Origin of the sequence: Kitasatospora indigofera (assembly GCF_014655955.1) — a bacterium.
Lineage (GTDB): Bacteria > Actinomycetota > Actinomycetes > Streptomycetales > Streptomycetaceae > Kitasatospora > Kitasatospora indigofera.
The window spans coordinates 72,584-91,419 of sequence record NZ_BNBO01000007.1; the positions used below are offsets into that span (position 1 = coordinate 72,584).

13 protein-coding genes are annotated in these 18,836 nt (G+C 73.8%); 3 read left to right on the forward strand and 10 right to left on the reverse strand.

What is annotated here, in order from left to right:
* Nucleotides 1-140: 140 nt before the first annotated feature.
* Nucleotides 141-587 (reverse strand): GlcG/HbpS family heme-binding protein, encoded by a 447-nt coding sequence (locus tag IE329_RS09405; protein ID WP_190210392.1) that lies wholly within the window; start codon nucleotides 585-587, stop codon nucleotides 141-143.
* Between the two features lie 162 nt (nucleotides 588-749).
* Complete coding sequence (locus IE329_RS09410) at nucleotides 750-1,961, reverse strand: MFS transporter (RefSeq protein WP_190210393.1); 1,212 nt, start codon at nucleotides 1,959-1,961, stop codon at nucleotides 750-752.
* A 210-nt stretch (nucleotides 1,962-2,171) separates the two neighbouring features.
* On the opposite strand from IE329_RS09410, the gene IE329_RS09415 reads away from it, so the two are divergent.
* Entirely contained in the window at nucleotides 2,172-2,642 is a 471-nt protein-coding gene (locus tag IE329_RS09415) for a MarR family winged helix-turn-helix transcriptional regulator (protein WP_190210394.1), read from the forward strand.
* Nucleotides 2,643-3,177: 535 nt separating this feature from the next.
* Here the strand turns inward: IE329_RS09415 and IE329_RS09420 are convergent.
* Entirely contained in the window at nucleotides 3,178-4,137 is a 960-nt protein-coding gene (locus IE329_RS09420; protein ID WP_190210395.1) for an SIS domain-containing protein, read from the reverse strand.
* 211 nt (nucleotides 4,138-4,348) lie between these two features.
* Here IE329_RS09420 and IE329_RS09425 point away from each other — a divergent pair, with 211 nt between their 5' ends.
* Nucleotides 4,349-4,855 (forward strand): MarR family winged helix-turn-helix transcriptional regulator, encoded by a 507-nt coding sequence (locus IE329_RS09425; protein WP_190210396.1) that lies wholly within the window; start codon nucleotides 4,349-4,351, stop codon nucleotides 4,853-4,855.
* Nucleotides 4,856-4,941: 86 nt separating this feature from the next.
* Complete coding sequence (locus tag IE329_RS09430) at nucleotides 4,942-6,567, forward strand: MDR family MFS transporter (protein ID WP_190210493.1); 1,626 nt, start codon at nucleotides 4,942-4,944, stop codon at nucleotides 6,565-6,567.
* Between the two features lie 231 nt (nucleotides 6,568-6,798).
* On the opposite strand, the gene IE329_RS09435 is transcribed toward IE329_RS09430, so the two are convergent.
* From IE329_RS09435 to IE329_RS09465, 7 genes are all read right to left on the reverse strand, one after another.
* Entirely contained in the window at nucleotides 6,799-10,602 is a 3,804-nt protein-coding gene (locus IE329_RS09435) for a S8 family peptidase (protein WP_190210397.1), read from the reverse strand.
* Nucleotides 10,603-10,837: 235 nt separating this feature from the next.
* Nucleotides 10,838-12,076: a styrene monooxygenase/indole monooxygenase family protein gene (locus tag IE329_RS09440; protein ID WP_190210398.1), complete on the reverse strand. Its 1,239-nt coding sequence runs from the start codon at nucleotides 12,074-12,076 to the stop codon at nucleotides 10,838-10,840.
* Between the two features lie 118 nt (nucleotides 12,077-12,194).
* On the reverse strand, nucleotides 12,195-12,884 hold the full coding sequence (locus IE329_RS09445) for a GTP-binding protein (RefSeq protein WP_190210399.1): 690 nt from the start codon (nucleotides 12,882-12,884) through the stop codon (nucleotides 12,195-12,197).
* Entirely contained in the window at nucleotides 12,865-13,323 is a 459-nt protein-coding gene (locus IE329_RS09450) for a DUF742 domain-containing protein (protein ID WP_190210400.1), read from the reverse strand. The genes IE329_RS09445 and IE329_RS09450 overlap by 20 nt, the downstream gene beginning before the upstream one ends.
* Before the next feature lie 20 nt (nucleotides 13,324-13,343).
* A complete protein-coding gene (locus IE329_RS09455; protein ID WP_190210401.1) occupies nucleotides 13,344-13,811 on the reverse strand; it encodes a roadblock/LC7 domain-containing protein in 468 nt (155 codons plus the stop codon).
* Nucleotides 13,808-16,240: an ATP-binding protein gene (locus IE329_RS40430; RefSeq protein WP_229927288.1), complete on the reverse strand. Its 2,433-nt coding sequence runs from the start codon at nucleotides 16,238-16,240 to the stop codon at nucleotides 13,808-13,810. Before IE329_RS40430 ends, IE329_RS09455 begins: the two co-directional genes overlap by 4 nt.
* Nucleotides 16,241-18,152: 1,912 nt before the next feature.
* Entirely contained in the window at nucleotides 18,153-18,518 is a 366-nt protein-coding gene (locus IE329_RS09465) for a hypothetical protein (RefSeq protein ID WP_190210402.1), read from the reverse strand.
* Between the last annotated feature and the right edge of the window lie 318 nt (nucleotides 18,519-18,836).

Here is an 18,836-nt window from a genome sequence, read left to right on the forward strand (position 1 = left end):
GGGCCATGGAGGCCACTGGCGTCCGGGGGGTGGGGATTACCCCCGGTCCGCGGTTCGGGCAGGCTCCCCCGGGCGTCCCACGGGCACGACGGTGCCCCCTCGCCCGGTGGACGGACGAGGGGGCAGGGTCGTACGGGGCGTCAGGCCCGCTGCGCCGATGCCGCGTCCAGGACGGCGGCGGCCGCCGTCGTGGCGAAGGCGTGGTCCTGCGCGGGGGCGCCGCCGCCGACGCCGAGGGCGCCGATCAGCCGGCCGTCGCGGTGCAGCGGGACGCCGCCGGCGATGAAGAGCAGCGGCCGGTCGAGGGCGGTGGGCAGGGTGTGGAAGAGCCCGCCGGGCTGGACGGCGTCGACCAGGTCGGCGGTCGGGGCGTCGAGCTGGAGGGCGGTCCAGGCCTTGCGGGTGCTGGTCTCGCCGGAGATCAGGACGGCCCGGTCGTCACGCCGGAAGGCCAGCAGGTGGCCGCCGGCGTCGAGGACGGTGATGCTGACCGTGACCCCGGCCGACTCGGCGGCGGTACGGGCGGCGGCGACGAGCGCCTCGGCGTCCTGGGTGGTCAGCGGGGTGACGGTGGCTGCGGTGCTCATGGTGTTCGTGTTCCTTGCGTGGACGCGTGGTCGGCGTGCGGGTGTGATGGGCGTACGGACGGGGTGCCGTGCGCCCGGGACGGGTGGCTACGGGGTGGTGTGCGGGCGGGGCGGGGCGGGGCGGGTGGCTGGGGTGGGCTGCGGGGCGGACGGCCGGGCGGCTCAGTGGTGCAGTGCGGGTGCGGCCCCGGTGGCGGTGCGGTCGCGGTGGTCGGCCACCGGGTGGGCGGTGCCACGGCGCTCCAGGGCGCCGGAGACCAGGGCCAGCAGCAGGGCGGAGGCGGCCAGCGCGGCGCCGACCCAGTTGGGGGCCGTCCAGCCGAAGCCGGCCGAGATCACCATGCCGCCGATCAGGGCGGCCAGCGCGTTGCCCAGGTTGAAGGCGCCGATGTTGACGGCGGAGGCCAGCGTGGGGGCGCCGGCGGCCTGGTCGAGCACCCGCTTCTGCAGCGGGGGGACGGCGGCGAAGCCGAGCGCGCCGATCAGCGTGATGGTGACCGCGGCCGCGAACCGGTTGTGGGCGGTGACCGTGAACAGGGCCAGCACCAGGGCGAGCGAACCCAGCGTGACGTACAGCAGCGGCATCAGGGCGCGGTCGGCGAGCTTGCCGCCGAGCAGGTTGCCGCCGACCATGCCGAGGCCGAACAGGACCAGCAGCCAGGTGACGGAGGAGTCGGCGAAGCCGGCCACCTCGGTCATCATCGGCGAGATGTAGGTGATGGCGGCGAAGACCCCGCCGAAGCCGAGCACGGTCATCCCCATCGCGAGCAGGACCTGCACGTTGCGGAAGGCGGCCAGCTCGTGGCGCAGGCGCACCCCCTCGGGCCGGGGGATCTCGGGCACCAGCCGGGCGATGCCGGCCAGGCCGACCACGCCGAGCGCGGCCACCACGAAGAAGGTGGTGCGCCAGCCGGCGGCCTGGCCGATCCAGGTGCCGAGCGGGACGCCGACCACGTTGGCGACGGTGAGGCCGGTGAACATCAGGGCGATCGCGCCGGCCTTCTTGGCGGGGGCGACCAGGTCGGCCGCGACGACGGCGCCGATGCCGAAGAAGGCGCCGTGGGCGAGCGAGGCGACCAGCCGCCCGGCGATCATCACCCCGAAGACGGGGGCCACGGCGGAGAGCAGGTTGCCGGCGATGAACAGGCCCATCAGCAGCATCAGCATCCGCTTGCGGGACACCCGGGTGCCGAGGGCGGTCATCAGCGGGGCGCCGATCAGCACGCCGAGCGCGTAACCGGTGACCAGCCAGCCGGCGGTGGGGATGGAGACGCCGAAGTCACCGGCGACCTGGGGCAGCAGGCCCATGATCACGAATTCGGTGGTCCCGATACCGAAGGCCCCGATCGCCAGGGCGAGTAGTGCGAGAGGCATGGGGTGCACCTTCCAGATGTTTGCTTCCGTGCCTTACGAGCGCCAACAATAATTGCAGGCGCGGGATAATTGCAAGCGCGGGCTATTGTGCGGGTGTCCTATCCTGGGGAGCGCACCGCTCGGACCTCGTCGGGCGCGCAGCCGCGCGGACACCCGCGGGAGCAGCCGCGCCGACCGGGGGGAAGAGCCGCACGGAGGAGGAAGCCGGACATGACCGCCACGGACCCCGCACTCACCGCCCTCGCCCAGGGCTGGTGCGCGCTGTCGCTGCTGCACGGCCGGATCGAGGCCCGGGTGGAGAAGGCCCTGCAGGCCGAACACGGCCTCAGCGCCAGGGAGTTCTCACTGCTCGACGTGCTCGGCCGGCAGCACGACGGCCCCGGCGGGCACCTGCAGATGAAGCAGGTGGCGGACGCCGTCGTGCTCAGCCAGAGCGCCACCACCCGGCTGGTGACCCGCCTGGAGGACCGCGGGCTGCTCTCCCGCTACCTCTGCCCCACCGACCGGCGCGGCATCTACACCGAGGTGAGCGACAGCGGCCGGGCCCTGCTCGCCGAGGCCCGCCCCACCAACGACACCGCGCTGCGCGAGGCCTTGGCGGAGGCCGCCGAGGTGCCCGAGCTGTCCGCCCTGGTGGAGGCCGTCCGCTCGGGCGGCGTGCCGGCCGGCGTTCGGGCCTGATCCGTCCGGCGGATCAGGCCCGCCGGTCCACGTTCGGGGGTTCACGCCCGGCGGTCCATGCCCGGCGGTCCATGCCCGGCGGTCCATGCCTGCCGGGCGCTCGCGGTGGTGCGTCGGGCCCGGCTCCGGTCGGTCCTGGTCACGTCCGGTCCCGGTCACGCCTGCTGTGGCCGGGGGAGGGGTGTCGGAGGAGTCCCGTGCCCTCCCGGGCTCTCCCGCGCCGAGGAGCCCCCGGCAGGTTTCTGCCGGGGGCTCGGTGACATCAGCGTCCAGCTCGCTTCGACGAGATCGCCCTGCCGGTCGGGGCCGGCGGGCCGTGATCGCGGGGGCCGCCGGTGCCGGCGCGCCGACGGCCGTCCTGGTCCGCCGGGACGGGGACGCCCTCCGCCCGGTGGCGCACCGCTGACCCCGGTCCGGCCCGCGTCGACAGGGTTCGGGCGGGCCGCGCGGGTCCGGCCCGGGGCCGGTGCACCACCCCGACGTCGGATCGGCATGGGTGTGCCCCGGCCCGGCCCGCAGTCGGGGCCCGGCAGGCTCAGCCGGGCTGGCCGCCGAGGACCACCGAGCGGGTCAGGTTGAGCGGGCGGTCGGGGTTGCGGCCGGCCGCCTCGGCGGCGGCGACGGCGAGCCGGTGCACCCGGACCAGGTCGGCCATCGGGTCCAGCGCGACGTCCTCCGGTCCGGACCCGGCGACCAGCAGGCCGCCGACCCGGGCGATGTCGTCCGCGAGGCCGGCCGGCAGGGTGCCGAGCATCCAGACCGCGCGGCCGGGGCCGGTGATCGCGATCGGGCCGTGCCGGTACTCCATCGCGGGGTAGGACTCGGTCCAGGAGCCGGCGGCCTCGCGCATCTTCAGCGCGGCCTCCTGTGCCAGGCCGTACGTCCAGCCGGCGCCGAGGAAGGAGATCTGGCCGGCCGTCACGGTACCGGCGGGGAGCTCCTCCGCCAGGGCGCGCTCGGCGTCCCGCGCGGCCGATGCGATGCCGCCGACGCCGGCGGGCAGCGCGTCCTCGCTCTCCAGGTGGGCGCGGAGCAGGGCGAGGGCGGTGGTGGCGAAGCGGGTCTGGACGACCGACTCCTCGTCGGCGAAGTCGAGCACCACGGTGGCGCCGGCCAGCTTCATCACCGGGGTGGCCGGGTCGGCGGTGAGGGCGGTGGAGGGGATCGAGGGGTCGAGCCGCGCGAGCAGGTCGAGCACCTCGGTGGTGGTGCCGGAGCGGGTGAGGGCGACCACCCGGTCGTAGCTCCGCCCGTGCGGGAACTCCGAGGCGGCGAAGGCGTCGGTCAGGCCGTGCCCGCCCTGCTCGCGGAGTGCCGCGTACGCCTGGGCCATGAACCAGGAGGTACCGCAGCCGACGACGGCCACCCGCTCGCCCCGGCGCGGCAGGGCTTCGGCGGCGGCCGGGACGAGGGCCGCGGCGCGGCGCCAGCAGTCCGGCTGGGTGTCGATCTCGACCGCCGTGCGGGAGACGGGGGAGGGCGTCGGGCTCGACATGGGGCGCTCCTGGAAGGCTCGGCACAGCGTGTGATTCGTAGTGCTCATTTGATAGCAGTTTCGCGCATGAATATGCAAGATCGGAATGGCATCGCCCAGGGTGGCCGTCCGGTCCTCCTTCGACTGTGAGGCAGAACACTGCCCCCAGGTTTGGTTGCCTGGGGCAACTAAGGACTATGGTTGCCTGAGGCAACCAAAAGGAGGCGGTCCGATGCGCGACGAGCAGGTGCTCGCCTCCGTCCTGGACAGCCTCGGTGCCGTCATGGAGCTGCGCCGGCACCAGCCGGCCCAGGCCAGAGCGAGGACGGCGATGCTCGCGGTGCTCAGCCGGCACGGCGAGCTGCGGGTGGTGGAGCTCGCCGAACATCTCCAGGTCGACATGTCGGCGGTCAGCCGCCAGTTGGCCCACCTCGAACAGGACGGCCTCGCCACCCGCCGCCCCAACCCCGCCGACGGCCGGTCCTGCCTGGTCAGCCCCACCGAGGCCGGCCTCGACCTGCTCGCCCGGGCCCGCCTGGAGAGCACCCGCCGGCTGGCGTGCTCCACCGAGGCGTGGGACCGCGCGGACCTCCGGGCCCTCGCCGGACTCCTCGACCGCCTCCACCGGGACCTGGCGCACGGGTTCCCACCGCCCGCACCGCCCGCCGTACCCGCACCGCCCGCCGTACCCGCCGTAACCGCGCCGCCCGCCGAAACCGCAGCACCCGCCCGACCGTGACGGGACCAAGGAGTCATGACGTGTCGCACCAGCAAACCAACGGGTCGCCCTCGGGCGTGACCGGGACCGCGGAGGCGGGGGCGCCGATGACGCACCGGCAGATCATGGAGGCCCTCTCCGGCCTCCTGCTCGGCCTGTTCGTGGCGATCCTGTCCAGCACCGTCGTCTCCAACGCCCTGCCGCGGATCGTCTCCGACCTGCACGGCAGCCAGTCCGCGTACACCTGGGTGGTCACCTCGACCCTGCTGGCCACCACCGTCTCCACCCCGATCTGGGGCAAGCTCGCCGACCTGACCAGCAAGAAGCTGCTGATCCAGATCTCGCTGCTGGTCTACATCGCGGGCTCCGCCCTGGCGGGGCTCTCGCAGAACACCGGGATGCTGATCGCCTGCCGGGTGGTGCAGGGCCTCGGGGCCGGCGGTCTCACCGCGCTGGCCCAGGTCATCCTGGCGACCATGATCCCGCCGCGCGAGCGGGGCAAGTACAACGGCTACCTCGGCGCGGTGATGGCGGTCGGCACCATCGGCGGCCCGCTGCTCGGCGGCGTCGTGGTGGACACCTCCTGGCTCGGCTGGCGCTGGTGCTTCTACGTCGGCGTCCCGTTCGCGGTGCTCGCCCTGATCGTGCTCCAGCGCACCCTCAAGCTGCCGGTGGTCCGGCGCAGGGTGAAGGTGGACTACCCGGGTGCCGTGCTGGTCAGCGCGGCGGTCAGCCTGCTGCTGGTCTGGGTCTCGCTGGCCGGTGACAGCTTCGCCTGGGGCTCCTGGCAGACCGCCGTGATGGTCGCCGGCGCCCTGCTGCTGGCGGGGCTCTTCGTCCTGGTGGAGCTGCGCACCGCCGAGCCGATCATCCCGATGCACCTGTTCCGCAACCGCACGGTGAGCCTGTCGGTGGTCGCCAGCCTCGCCGTCGGCACGGCGATGTTCGGGGCGACGGTCTTCCTCAGCCAGTACTTCCAGATCAGCCGCGGCAAGTCGCCGACGATGTCGGGCCTGATGTCGCTGCCGATGATCCTCGGTCTGACCCTCTCCTCGACGATCGTCGGCCGGCTGATCACCTCCTCCGGCCGCTGGAAGCGCTACCTGGTCACCGGCGGCATCCTGCTGACCACCGGGTTCGCGTTGATGGCGACCGTCCGGGTGGACACCTCCCTGGTGCTGCTCTCCGGCTACATGTTCCTGGTCGGCTGCGGCCTCGGGATGACCATGCAGAACCTCGTCCTGGCCGTCCAGAACACCGTGCCGATGCACGAACTGGGCGCGGCCAGCTCGGTGGTGGCGTTCTTCCGGACGCTCGGCGGCACCATCGGCGTCTCCGCGCTCGGCGCGGTGCTCGCCGCCCACGTGAAGACCTACACCGCCGAGGGCCTGGCCGGGATCGGTGTGACCTCGGCCGGCGGCGACGGCTCGCTGCCGGACGTCCGTACCCTGCCCGCACCCATCGCGCACGTGGTCGAGGGCGCCTACGGGCACGCCACCGGCGGTGTCTTCCTGATCGCCGCGCCGATCGCGCTGGTCGCCCTGATCGCGATCCTCTTCGTCAAGGAGACCCCGCTGCGCGGCGGCGGCGCGGCCCCCAAGGCCGGGAGCGCCCCCGGGCGGACCGCCGCCGGATCCGCATCCACCGCCGGTTCCGCATCCGGATCCGCATCCGCATCCACCGCCGGTTCCGCATCCGGATCCGCCACCGAGCCCGCCGCCGTGGCCGGCTGAGGCGGGCCGGGACGACTCCCGCAGACTCGGCGGCCCCGCGGCTCAAGGGACGGGGCCGGGCCGCCGGCCGGGCGCACCCAGGGCATGGGTGCGTACGGCGAAGCCGGGCCGGACCGCATCGCGCGGTCCGGCCCGGCCTGTTCACCTGCTGTGTTCACCCGGCCTCTTCACCGGTCCTGTTCACCGGTCCTGTTCACCGGGCGGCGTCCCCCCGGTGCCGGCGGCGGGCGGTCAGCGCAGGCCGAACGCCCGGATGATCTCCTGGCTCACCGAGCCGCCCTTGCCGTCCGAGGCGGTGGCCCGCAGCGAGACGAACCCGCCCGGCGTCCTCGGCAGCTTGACGTCGGCCGACCAGGCGCCCGCGCCGTCACGCTTGAGCTTGGCGGCGCTCCAGGTCGCACCGTCGTCGAAGGAGACCGACAGGGTCGCCGAGGAGGCCTTGGTCACGCCGTCCAGCCACTCCTGGGTGGCGGCGGAGAGCCCGATCCGGGTGGAGCCGCCGGCCTTGACGTCACCGGCGGTGTCCGTCGCCACGGCGTAGTCGAGCTGCAGCAGCCTGATGTCCTGCTGGAACGGCCCGTCCTGCGGGATCCGGCCGGAGCGGAAGCCCCACTCGGTGTGCGTCCTGGTCGAGGTCTTCCACACCCCGGCGTCCCGGCGGGAGTCCAGGACCAACCGGTACGGCTGCTCCTCGGCCGGCTGCTCCCAGCCGTAACCCGCCCGCCCGGCACCGGACTTCACCAGGGTGTCGCCCCGGTAGAGGGCGTAGGAGGTGGTGTCGTACTCGTCGTCGGGCATCGAGCCGGAGTGGCCGGCGCCGTTGTCCGTCCACATGCTGACGTTGAACTGGATGTCGTCGTAGATGCTGCGGGTGGGCCCCCAGTAGCCGGTGCCCAGGCGCGGGCGCTGGATGCCGCCGAACCAGTCGGTGCGGTAGGTCCGCCCGGGGCGGTAGGTGTCCCTGCCGCCCCGCATCTCGGCCAACTCGGTTTCGTAGCCCGGGCTGTAGACCGCGTGGTCCTCGTACCAGAAGGCGCTGCCGTGCTGCTCGGAGACCCACTCGGTACGGGTGCTCGGGTAGGTCTCCTTCTCCGCGAAGCCGATGCCCGGGCCCCAGGCCGGGATGTCGTAGCGGTAGCCGCCGCCGGGCACCGTGCGGAACCCGTTGTAGGTGGCCTCCACCTTGGCGAGGTCGCGCTTCGGGTCCGGGGTGTAGGCGAGCGCGCGGTCCGGGATCGTGCCGTCGTGCTGGTCGAGCAGGTCGTACAGGTAGCGGGTGTCCTTGCGCTGGGTGACGTCCAGGTCGAACCGGCCGCGCTGGGCGGCGGTGATCAGCGCGGCGCCGGCGTCGCGCATCACCGAGACCACGGTGAGCGGGGTCGCGGTGCCCTGGTCGTCGGCGTAGTACTCCATCAGCCGGCCGGGGCCCTCGTTGACGACGACGAGCAGCTTCGCCCCCGCCGCAAGGGCGTTGGCCGCGCGCTGGGCGGGCGGGACGGTGTCGGTGCGCCGGACGACGACCGCCTTGCCGCGCACGTCCAGGCCCGCGTAGTCGGCCGCCGCGCCCTGCCCGGCGTAGACCGCGCGCAGTTCGGCCGAGCCGTCGGTGACGGTGGCACCGGCCTGCGCGGTGGCCTCGGGGCCCTGGGAGCCGTGGCCCCGGCCGTCCTGCTGCTCCGCGGGGTCGTCCTGGCCGGCCGACCGGCCCTGGCCGCCCTTGCCGTCCGTGCGCAGGTCCACGGCGGGCTCGCCGAGGCGCCAGCGGGTCAGGTAGCTGAAGCTGCCGTCGGTGACCTTCTCGGTCGGGCTCGCGTACAGGGTGTCGTAGGCGGGCGGCATCACGTAGGCGTCGCGCAGCACGTTGCCGTTGCCGAAGGTGCGGGCGAAGTCCCAACGCAGCTGGCGCTGTTCGGCCCGCTGGGGTACCGCGGCGCTGACCCTGCGGGCCTTGCTCGCGTCCAGCGAGACGGTGGCCGGCCCGGTGAGCACGGTCTCGGGGTCGATCAGGACGGCCAGGCCGAGCGAGTCGGGCCGCTCGCCGCCGACGTCCAGCGCCGCCCAGGTGGCGTAGGTGCCGGGCGGCAGGCGCAGGGTGCGCTGCCCGTCCACGGCGATCGGCGACAGGTTCGGGTCGCCCTTCTCGGCGAGCACCACGACGCCGGCCGCCGGCTTGCCGTCCCGTCCGGTCAACTTCACCGTGTAGTCGTAGAGTTCGCGCTCCTTCTGGAGCGCGAAGCCGGTGTGCGCGAGGACCGCGCCGGAGGCCGGGTCGGTGGCGATCACCTGCCCGGAGAAGGTGGTGTCGTTCGGGACGCCCGCCGGGTCCAGGGTGAGCGTGACGTCCGCGGTGCCGCCGGCCGGCACGGTGACCGTCCTCGCCGAGAGGGAGTAGGCGGTGTCGGCGGTGTCGGTCGCCAGGCCGAGGGTGACGGCGGCCGCGCCCGTGTTGCGGTAGGTGACCGTCCGGGTGGCCGGGGCGGCGCCGGCGGTCGGCCAGTGGTAGACCGCGGCCTCCACCGAACCGGTCGCCTCCACCGTCGAGTTGACCGCCGCGAGCACGTCCAGCCGGCCGGTGCCCTGCTCGTACGGGGTGAAGCCGGCCAGCACCTTCGAGGAACTCATCAGAGCCTCCTTGAGCTGCTGCCCGGACCACTCCGGGTGACGCTGCTTGAGGATCGCGGCCGCGCCCGCCACGTGCGGCGTGGCCATCGAGGTGCCGGACATGGTCTGGTACATGCCGCTGCCCGAGGCCAGCGCCTGGGAGCGGGCGGCGGTGATGTCCACCCCGGGCGCGGAGAGGTCCGGCTTCAGCCCGTACGAGCCGCTCAGCGGGCCCATGCTGGAGAAGTCGGCCCGGCCGTCCTGCTTGTCGACGGCCGCGACGGTCAGCGCGGCGGACGCCGAACCGGGGGAGCCGATCGTGCCGGCGCCGTACGCGTTGCCGGCCGCGATCACGTACAGCGGACCGCCGTCCGCCGACAGCGCGTTCACGGCCTGCGCCATCGGGTCGGTGCCGTCGTCGGGAATCGCGGAGCCGAGGCTCATGCTGACCACATCGGCGCCCTGCGCCTTGGCCCACTCCATCCCCGCGATGATCCAGGAGTCCTGCCCGGACCCCTCGTCCGAGAGCACCTTGCCGATCAGCAGGCTCGCACCGGGCGCGACCCCCTTGTAGGCGCCGGCCGAGGCCGCGCCGCTGCCCGCGACGGTGGAGGCGACGTGGGTGCCGTGGCCGTTCCCGTCGGTCACCGCCTGCCCGGGGACGAAGCTCTGCTCGCCGGCGATCCGGTCCTTGACGTCCGGGTGGGTGCCGTCGACGCCGGTGTCCAGCACGGCCACCTTGCGGCCCGTGCCGTCGAAGCCGGCCGCCCACGCCTGCGGCGCGTTCACCTGCGGCACCGACTCCTTGAGGCTCGCCTCCACCCGGCCGTCCAGCCAGAGCTTCTCGATGCCCTTGGACTCGTTCAGCGACCGGGCGGCGGGCTGCGGCGTCAGGTCGTTCCAGAACGCCCTGGCCTCCTTGGCCGGGGCCTTCAGTGCCGCGCCGCCGATGCTCGGCAACTGCCGCACCACGGTGCTGCCGGCCGGCGCGGCCGGCAGCGAGCGGGCGGCCAGGGCCGCCTTGCCGTACGTGGCGATCAGCGGCATCCCGCCGGAGCGCGCGTCGTCGTAGCCCATCCGCACCAGCGCGGTGATGTCGAACAGCCGCTGGTCCAGCTTGCCGGCGGCGAGCAACGGCTGAGCCTCGTCCGGCAGTACGTGGATGTCGCCGCCGGACTGCTGGACGTGCACCCCGCCCCTGGCGCCCTCGGGGCGGTCCACGGTCACCGTGTCCTGGTCGCCGGGGCCGTCGGTGTAGTGCACGACGTCACCCGTGACCAGGGTGAGGTCGTAGGTGCTGGACGGCGCGGCGGCGGTGGGCGCGGTGGCACCCGGCGCGGCGTACGCGGAGGACGGAGGCAGCAGGATCCCGGTGCCGAGCAGCAGCGCGGTGGCGCCGGCCAGCAGGGGGACCCGTCGTCGTATCGGGGTCATGCACATGATGTACAGGCTGACGAGTGCTCAGGGCATCGACTCCGGAAGGCGGGAACCCGCCTGGGCGGCTACCCGCCTGGCCGGGCCGGGGGCGGAGCGGTCCCTGGTGAAGTCGTCCCGGAATCCCTCGGCTCCACGCACCTACGACGGGACAGGACCGGGACACAGTCGTGGTCCCGGCCCCCGCGCACGGGCGGGGGCCGGGGCCACGACGGGGTGCCGGTACGGCGGGCCGTCAGCCCTGCGGGGCCACCGAGCCGAGGTACGCGGCGGCCTTCTCCGGCTCGTAGAACCAGTGCTCGAAGTCGGCCGCGTTGTCGAACCCGTTGGCGAAGCGGTCCGCCACCGGCGGCAGCTGGCCGGCCGCGCCGATCAGGTTCAGCACGTGCTCCGGCGGCGGGGCGAGCATCGCGTTCGTCCACTTGGTGACGTGCTGCGCGGCGTCCCAGTAGCGGTCGAAGGCGGCCTGCATGAAGTCGCGGTCGAAGGCCTTGTCCCCGTGCTCCAGGATGGCCTCCAGGTAGACCGCCGCACACTTCGCCGCGTTGTTCGAACCCTGGCCGGTGATCGGGTCGTTGGCGACCACCACGTCGGCCACGCCCAGCACCAGGCCGCCCCCCGGCAGCTCGCCGACCGGGTTGCGGACCACCGGGGCGTACCGGCCGGCCAGCGTGCCGCCCGCGTCGGTGAGTTCGACGCCGGCCCGGGTGCGGTCGTACTCCCACGGGGTGAAGGTCTTCATCAGGTCCAGGGTGAGCCGCAGGTGCTCGGCCGGGTCCTTGACGTCGCCGAAGACGTCCAGCGGACCGCCGGGGACGCCCTCCCAGAACAGGATGTCACCGGGGCCCGAGGTGGTCAGGGTCGGCATGATGAACAGCTCGCCGACGCCGGGCACCAGGTTGCAGCGCACCGCCTTGAAGTCGTGCTCCGGGCGCGGCCCGAGGCCGTGCACGTAGCTGACGGCCAGCGCCCGCTGCGGAGTGTCGTAGGGGGAGCGCGAGGCGTCCCGGCCGAACATCGAGACCAGCTCGCCCTTGCCGGCCGCGACCAGCACCAGGTCGTACGTCCGGGCGAAGTAGTCCAGGTCGGAGACGGCGACGCCGTGCACCACGACCTGGCCGCCGCGCTCGGCGAAGGTCTCCAGCCAGCCCGACATCTTGATCCGCTGGTCCACGGACTGCGCGTAGCCGTTCAGCCGGCCCACCCAGTCGATCACCCGGGCCGACTCGGGGCCGGTCACCGAGACGCCGAGGCCCTCGATCCGCGGGGCCTCCTGCTCCCAGAAGTTGATGCCGAGGTCCCGCTCGTGCTGGAGCGCGGTGTCGAACATGCACTGGGTGGACATCACCCGGCCGTCGCGGATCTCGTCCGCCGTGCGATTGGTCATCACGGTGACGTCGTAGCCGTTGGACTGGAGCCCCAGCGCCAGCTGGAGCCCGGCCTGGCCGGCTCCGACGATCAGTATTCTGCGCATCGCTGTCTGCTTTCTCGATTGCGAGTGGTGGTCATGCCCGCCCCCGGACCGGACCGGCCGGGGCCCGGCCGGCCCGGGAGGTGCCGGAGGTGCCGCCGTGCCGGAGCGGCCCGGCCGGTCAGAGGCGCCCGGCCTGCGCCGACTCCTGGGCCAGCGCGTGCACGACCAGGGCGGTCAGCACCTCGACCGAGGACGCCCGCTCCCGCGCGTCGCAGAGCAGCAGCGGGATGTGCTCCGGCAGGGCGAGGGAGTCCCGGACGGCCTCGGTCGAGTAGACCGGGGCCCCGTCGAACTGGTTGACCGCCACGACGAACGGCAGTCCGGTGCCCTCGAAGTAGTCCAGCGCGGGGAAGCAGTCGGCCGGCCGGCGGGTGTCCGCCAGGATCACCGCGCCGACGGCGCCGCGGACCAGGTCGTCCCACATGAACCAGAACCGGCCCTGCCCCGGCGTGCCGAAGAGGTAGAGCACCAGGTCGGACTCCAGGCTGATCCGGCCGAAGTCCATCGCCACCGTGGTGGTGGCCTTGCCCGGGACGGCACCGGTGTCGTCGAGCCCGACGCTGGCCTCGGTCATCACCGCCTCGGTGGTCAGCGGGGGTATCTCGGAGACCGAGCCGACGAAGGTGGTCTTGCCCACGCCGAAGCCGCCCGCCACCACGATCTTGGTGGAGGTGGCCGTGCCCGCGATCAGCGGGACGCCCGGGGGCAGGTCCGCCCGGTCGGGCGCACCCGGTGCGCCCGGTACTGCCGGGGCAGTTGGTACGACTGAGGGCCGCTCCCTTGCGGCCTCAGAGCTTGCGAAGTCCACCCAGCACCTTCTCCAGCAGATCACGCTTCGACGTGCCGTGCGCCTCGCCCGCCCCGCCCGGGGCCCCCGCCGAGTCCGTGCCGTGCACCCTGATCCGGCCCTGGTCGGCGAGATCGCTGACCAGCACCTTGACGACCCCCAACGGGATCCGCAGCAGGGCCGAGATCTCCGCGACCGAGCGCATCTGACCCCGGCACAGCTCGCAGATCGCCGCCAGCTCGGGCAGCGCCCGGTCCGCCGGGTCGGTCGGCCGGTTGAGCGCCGACACCAGCGTTTCCACCAGCAGCACGCGGGTGAACCGCGTCCTGCCCCGGGTGATGGTGTACGGCCGCACCCGGGACGAACGCCCCTGGCCCGGCCGGGCCGTCGTGGTCCGTTGTGCGCGCAGAGCGTGGCCCTGCTCTGCCCCGTACGTACCGCCGTTGTCGCTGCCGGCCATGCTTCCCACCTCCCTAGACCTCATCGGACGGCCATCGCCCGGTGGAGTTCGCTGCGCACCTGCGGCGTCAGCGCATGTCCGGCGCGCTCCACGAGCAGCGCCATCTGGTAGGCGACCACGCCCAGATCGCATTCGAGGGAGGCGTACACACCGAGGCAGGAGCCGTCGCTGATCGCCATCACCACGAGATGTCCCTGGTCCATCGTCACCATGGTCTGTTTCACGGCGCCGCGGGCCAGCGAGCCGGCCGCGCCGGCCGCCAGGCTGGTCAGCGCCGAGACGATCGCGGCCAGTTGCTCGGAGCGGGAGCCGTCCCGCGAGTCGGCGAGCAGCAGGCCGTCCGAGGAGACCACCACGGCGTCGACCACGCCCGCGACCGAGCCGAGGAAGTCGTTGAGCAGCCACCGCACGCTGCTGGCGGCCTGGCTGACCGCGGCGGGACCGGGCGTACCGTCGCCCGCCTGTACCAGGTGTCCGGAATAGTTCATCGGTTGTCCCCCTCGGCGGCCGGGTCCTGCGGGCGCTCCGCCGCCGGCGCTGCCGACGGGTCGGTGAGCGGCGGGACGGCCGGCCGGATTGTGGTGGGCGGGGCTGTGGTGGGCGGGGTGGTGGGCCCGGTGGTGGTGGGCGCGGCCGTGCTGGGCCCGGTGGTGGTGGGCCGGTTCTCGGTGATCCGGTCCTCGTCGGGCCGGTCGCCGGTGGGTGGGTTCTCGTCGGGCCGGTCGCCGGTGGGCCGTTCCCCGTCGGGCCGGTGCTCGGTGGGTCGGTCCCCGGTGGGTGGCGTGGTGGGCGCCTGCTCCGGGTGGGCGGCGGCAGGGGCGGCTAGGGCCGAGTCCCGGGCGGCCCGGCGCAGTCCGCCCTGGAAGACGCCCAGTCTGCGACGGAGCTCCTCGGGGGAGACGCCCGACCGGGCGGGGGCGTGCTGCTCGGCGACGGGCTGCCCGGTGACAGGCTGCTGCCCCGCCGCGGGCCGGCCGCCGTCGGCCGCCGGAGGCGCGGTCCGGGCCGGCGTGCTCTCCTCGACCGCCAGGCGGCGCAGGCCGGAGGTGGGGGTCTCCCCGGTACCGGGCAGGCCGTTGCCGCGAGGGATCCGGCGCGGCAGACCGAGCGAGGTGACGGGGGCGTCGTCCGGCAGCGTCCCGCGTTCGGGGGCGCGGGCGCCGTCCCGGGGCTGCTCGGGTATCCGCTCGTCCGCCCGGCCGTGCCGGGCGGCCTGCTCGTCGGGCCGGACGGGGGAGGAGGGGTCGGCCGGGGGCTGTTCCACGGGCTGCGCCACGGGCTGTTCGGCAGGCTGTTCGGCGGGCTGTTCCACGGCGGCCGGTGGGGTCGTCGCGACGTCCTGCGGGCCGTGCCCGGCCGCCGCTGCATCGGCTGCCGCTGCCGGGGCTGCCGGGGCTGCCGCCGCCGGGGCCGTTGCGGCCGGGGCGGGGGCGGTCGGGGGCGTCTGATTCGCGGGCTTGCGGCGCGGCAGGACGGGCGGCTCCCCGCCCGGGACCACGGCCTCGGGGCGGGGCGCCGGGACCGCCGGGCGGGCCTGCGCGGCCGCCAGGGCCTCGGCCTGGATGCGGGCGCTCTCGGCCGCCGAGCTGACGGTCCGCTCCGCGCGGCGCTGGTCGTCCAGGTCGGTGTTGGTGACGGCGTCCTGCTGGAGGGCCTCCCGGGGGAGCATCACCATGGCGGTGATGCCGCCGCCCTGGGCGTTCTCCCGCAGCTGGACCCGGATGCCGTGCCGGCGGGCGAGCCGGGCGACCACGAACAGGCCCATGCTCCGCCCGGTCAGGGCGCCGGCCAGCAAGGCGTCACGGCGGTCGCTGCCGGGCTCGGACGGCTCGGAGAGCTGCTCGTTGAGGGCGCGCAGCCGCTCGCCGGGCAGGCCGATGCCGCGGTCCACCACGGAGATCATCAGCTCGCCGTTGTCGAGCAGCCAGCCGCCGACCTCGACCTGGTCCTGCGGGGGCGAGAAGGCGGTGGCGTTCTCCAGCAGTTCGGCGACAAGGTGGCTGGTGTCGTCGGCCACCGCGCCGCTGAGCCGGATGGAGGCCAGGAAGCCGAGCTTGACCCGCTCGTACCGCTCGATCTCGGAGACGGCGGCCCGGGCCACGTCCAGCAGGGTGACCGTCTTGCGGCTCCGGTGGCTGTTCTCCAGGCCGGCCAGCAGCAGCATGTTCTCGCTGTTGCGGCGCATCCGGGTGGCGAGGTGGTCGAGCCGGAACAGGCTCTCCAGCTGGGCCGGGTCGGCCTCGCGCCCCTCCAGTGCCTCGATCAGCACCAGCTGGCGCTCGACCAGGGTCAGGGTGCGCATCGCGAGGTTCACGAAGGTGGAGTCGACGCTGCCCTCCAGCTCGTCGCGCTCCTTGGCCAGCGCGTCCCGCTCCAGCACGAGCGCGTCGCGGGCCGCCGTCAGGACGTCCCGCTCGGCCGAGAGTTCGGTGACCAGGGCGTCGGTCCCGGCCTGCCGCTCGGCGGTCTCCTCCGACTGCCGGGTCAGCTCGTCCAGGGTGCGGAGCAGCTGCTCACGCTCGTGGAGCAACTGCTGCCGCTCGCCGGCGTAGGCGTGCAGCCGGCGGTCCTGGGTCTCCCGCTCGGCGGTCAGGCCGTGCCGCTCCTGCATCAGGGCGTCCAGGTTCCGCTCGGCCTGGTCCCGGGCGCGCAGCAGCGGACGGGCGGTCGCCCGGCGGGCGACGTACGCGCTGCCGCCGGCGAGGACCACGGCCGCGCCGGCGCCCCAGAGCGCGGGCACGGCGGAGCCGTCCGTCACCGCTCCGCAGCCGGAGAGCGAGAGCACCGCCAGACAACAGGCGAGGGGGCGTGGGAAGCGGCCGGGCATCGGTGCGCCGGCCTGAGCCGACCCGGTACGCGCGGTGCCCTCGTCGGCCGGGCCGCTCAACGCCCCGCCGGGGCGCCGGCGCTCCGTCATCCTTTTACGCAACGGTGCTCACAATCTCGTCAGGCCTCAAGTGCCAACGCACTTTCAGGCCTTCGTGGATCTCGCAGGAGGACGGTAACCCCCGATCCCGCCGCAGACACCCGCGAGAGTCAACCGTAGAAATAGGTGGACAAACAAGATCAACTCTGCATTTCCCCCGTCGGCTTCTCTGATGTGGTGTCATCTCAGCCCGAGTCGTCGCAGGTCAGCGCGGTACCGACAGTTGAGCGGTTGAAACTGTGGGTCACGGGATGTGACGGAGATCTCACGACATCCCGCCAGGTCGTCGGTGGGCGAACTGCTTTGCCTGGTGGGCTCGGTGGCTGTGCAGTCGCAGGGCGGTGGTGGTGGGGTGGTGGGGGTGGGGTGACGGCGGCGAGGTGCTGATGTGCGGTGGTGGTGGTGCTGGTGGTGCTGGTGCTGGTGCTGGTGGTGCGTCGGTGGCGTGGCGGGTGTCGAAGGGGCAGGTGCGGCCGTGGGGGCCAGGGCATCCCCGACGGAGGCTCAGGCGTCCTCGGTCCGGGGCTCGGGTGCCGCCATGGTCGGGAGTGCTCGGGTCGCCGGGGTGATGCCTCTCGGGCTGGTGCATTCCGTCGGCTTCCTTGTGCGGCCGGACGGGGCCGCGCCCACGAGTGCGATGCCTTCGGCGGTGGGTGTTGCTGCTGGTGGGTCCGCTCTAGCCGCCTGTCCCTGACCGGGTCCGCGAGGCTCGCCGGTCATCTTGCCCGTGTCGGCGCCGGGGCCTGCGGGGCTCGGTCGGGCATCAGTAGACCGGTCGGTCCAGTAGAGGCTCGTGCAGATTCGGTAGACCGGTCGGTCCAGTGGGTGTCCGGTGGGTCTGTGGCGTTTCGGTAGACCGGTCGGTCCAGCGGATCCTGTCCCGTGTATCGGTAGACCGGTCGGTCCAGGGCCTGTCCGAAGCTGATCACGTGGCAGGCAGAGGACGAGGTGATGGATGTGACGTGGGAGCAGATCGAGCCCCTTTCGCCGCGTGACGATTGGCGTGGTGGTCCATCCCCCGATCATCAGCAGGTGGCCGATGGGGGACGGCTACCTACGGGCGCTTCGCCCATCCCGCTCGCGCGTGCTCACGCCCGGCACCGTTGGCGACGCCGGCCACCGTGTTCGGCCAGGTCCTTCGCGGCATCCGCGTCTCGCCCACTGTCGTGGGGCGCCCGTGCGCGGTGCCGGATCGGGTCCTGGTGACAAGGCGTATCGCAGCAGGGTCATTGGGCGCCTGCTGCGGCTTCGGAGACCGTTGCGATGGTCCCCGAGGCCGGGGTCAGGCCGCCGACCCCCGACAGCGCGGGCCCTGCGCGGCCGGCTCCCCGCCGCTGGCGGGGGCATCCACGGGTCCGTCTCGTGGTCGAACGACACTTCGCCCGCCTGAAGCAGCCTGTGCAACCGCCACCAGGTGCGACAAGCCCGCTACTCGTCACCCCGTCATGGGCGTCGAGGTGGGCCGCGTCGATGCCGGAGCGCAGCGTGCGAAGTGCTTCTCGATGAACGAGAGCCGAGTCTGCCGGGCTCATTCCGTCCGCGAGTACGAGCTCGCGGATCAAGCCGCGATCCTGGTTGGCCACGTGCAGACCCTCGCACACACGTGGACGCCACTTCGGAGTGAGGGCTGCTGCACCGTGACCTTGCCGGGCACGATCCAGCGGGCTCGCCCGGGGTGCCAATGGACCGACCGGTCGGTCCGGCGGATCCGTCTCGCTTATCAGTAGACCGGTCGGTCTATTAAGCCCGCCTCGCCGCCAGTGAACCGACCGGTCGGTCCATTCCCCGGAATCGCCCACCGGCCGCGCAGCTCCCCGCCGAGCCGTGCAGCCCTCGCGGCAGCCGGGCAGCACCCAGCCGAGCGTGCGGACTCGCGACAGCCGCGCAGCCGCCCGGTGTTCGCTCAGCTCCCGTCCCCGTCCGGCCACTGTGCGACCGGGCCGTAGGAGCCGATCGCCTCGACCAGCGTGCCGGGCGGGACGAAGGAGTCGAAGGCGATCCCGGGGTCGCCGGTGTCGACCGTCACCAGCAGGACGTAGTGGCTCAGCTCGGACCAGCTGTTGCCGCCGATCAGCTCGATCGCGCTGACGTTCCCGGAGCGCTGGGCGGGCCGTTCCAGCAGGGCCGAGAGGTGGGGTGAGACGGCGTCGACGAAGGCCTGCCGGGTCTTCGTCTCCTCGGCCATCTGCTCGTCGGTCGGGTTCGAGCCGTTCCCGGTCTTCTCGATGCCGCTCGGGGGTGCGTCGACGCGGTACACGACGGTCGTCATCAGTGGCCTCTCCGGATCTCGACGGGCGGGGAGCGCCGGCGGGGCCGGGCCCTCGGTCGGCCCTCGGCCCGGCCCTCGGCCCCGGGGCGGCGCTGGACCCGCAAGGGTGCAGTCGCGATGCTTTCCCACCCGCCCGGCCGGTGCGCCGCGACGCACCCGGCGGCCACCGCCCGCCACCCGGCCGGAGTACGGGCCGGGAGCCTCCGGGCCCGTCCTTGCTCGGGGAAGCAGGTGTCCGGTGCTCCGGTCCTCCGGGGCCCGTGCGCCCGCCCGGAGTACGGGACTGCCGGCCCGGCCCGAGGGGCAGCGCCCGGCCGG

What these genes read in the sequence shown, in the direction of transcription:
- IE329_RS09405 (WP_190210392.1), bottom strand. Translation starts at nt 587, where the DNA reads ATGAGCACCGCAGCCACCGTCACCCCGCTGACCACCCAGGACGCCGAG.
- IE329_RS09410 (WP_190210393.1), bottom strand. Translation starts at nt 1,961, where the DNA reads ATGCCTCTCGCACTACTCGCCCTGGCGATCGGGGCCTTCGGTATCGGG.
- IE329_RS09415 (WP_190210394.1), top strand. Translation starts at nt 2,172, where the DNA reads ATGACCGCCACGGACCCCGCACTCACCGCCCTCGCCCAGGGCTGGTGC.
- IE329_RS09420 (WP_190210395.1), bottom strand. Translation starts at nt 4,137, where the DNA reads ATGTCGAGCCCGACGCCCTCCCCCGTCTCCCGCACGGCGGTCGAGATC.
- IE329_RS09425 (WP_190210396.1), top strand. Translation starts at nt 4,349, where the DNA reads ATGCGCGACGAGCAGGTGCTCGCCTCCGTCCTGGACAGCCTCGGTGCC.
- IE329_RS09430 (WP_190210493.1), top strand. Translation starts at nt 4,942, where the DNA reads ATGACGCACCGGCAGATCATGGAGGCCCTCTCCGGCCTCCTGCTCGGC.
- IE329_RS09435 (WP_190210397.1), bottom strand. Translation starts at nt 10,602, where the DNA reads ATGACCCCGATACGACGACGGGTCCCCCTGCTGGCCGGCGCCACCGCG.
- IE329_RS09440 (WP_190210398.1), bottom strand. Translation starts at nt 12,076, where the DNA reads ATGCGCAGAATACTGATCGTCGGAGCCGGCCAGGCCGGGCTCCAGCTG.
- IE329_RS09450 (WP_190210400.1), bottom strand. Translation starts at nt 13,323, where the DNA reads ATGGCCGGCAGCGACAACGGCGGTACGTACGGGGCAGAGCAGGGCCAC.
- IE329_RS09455 (WP_190210401.1), bottom strand. Translation starts at nt 13,811, where the DNA reads ATGAACTATTCCGGACACCTGGTACAGGCGGGCGACGGTACGCCCGGT.
- IE329_RS40430 (WP_229927288.1), bottom strand. Translation starts at nt 16,240, where the DNA reads ATGACGGAGCGCCGGCGCCCCGGCGGGGCGTTGAGCGGCCCGGCCGAC.
- IE329_RS09465 (WP_190210402.1), bottom strand. Translation starts at nt 18,518, where the DNA reads ATGACGACCGTCGTGTACCGCGTCGACGCACCCCCGAGCGGCATCGAG.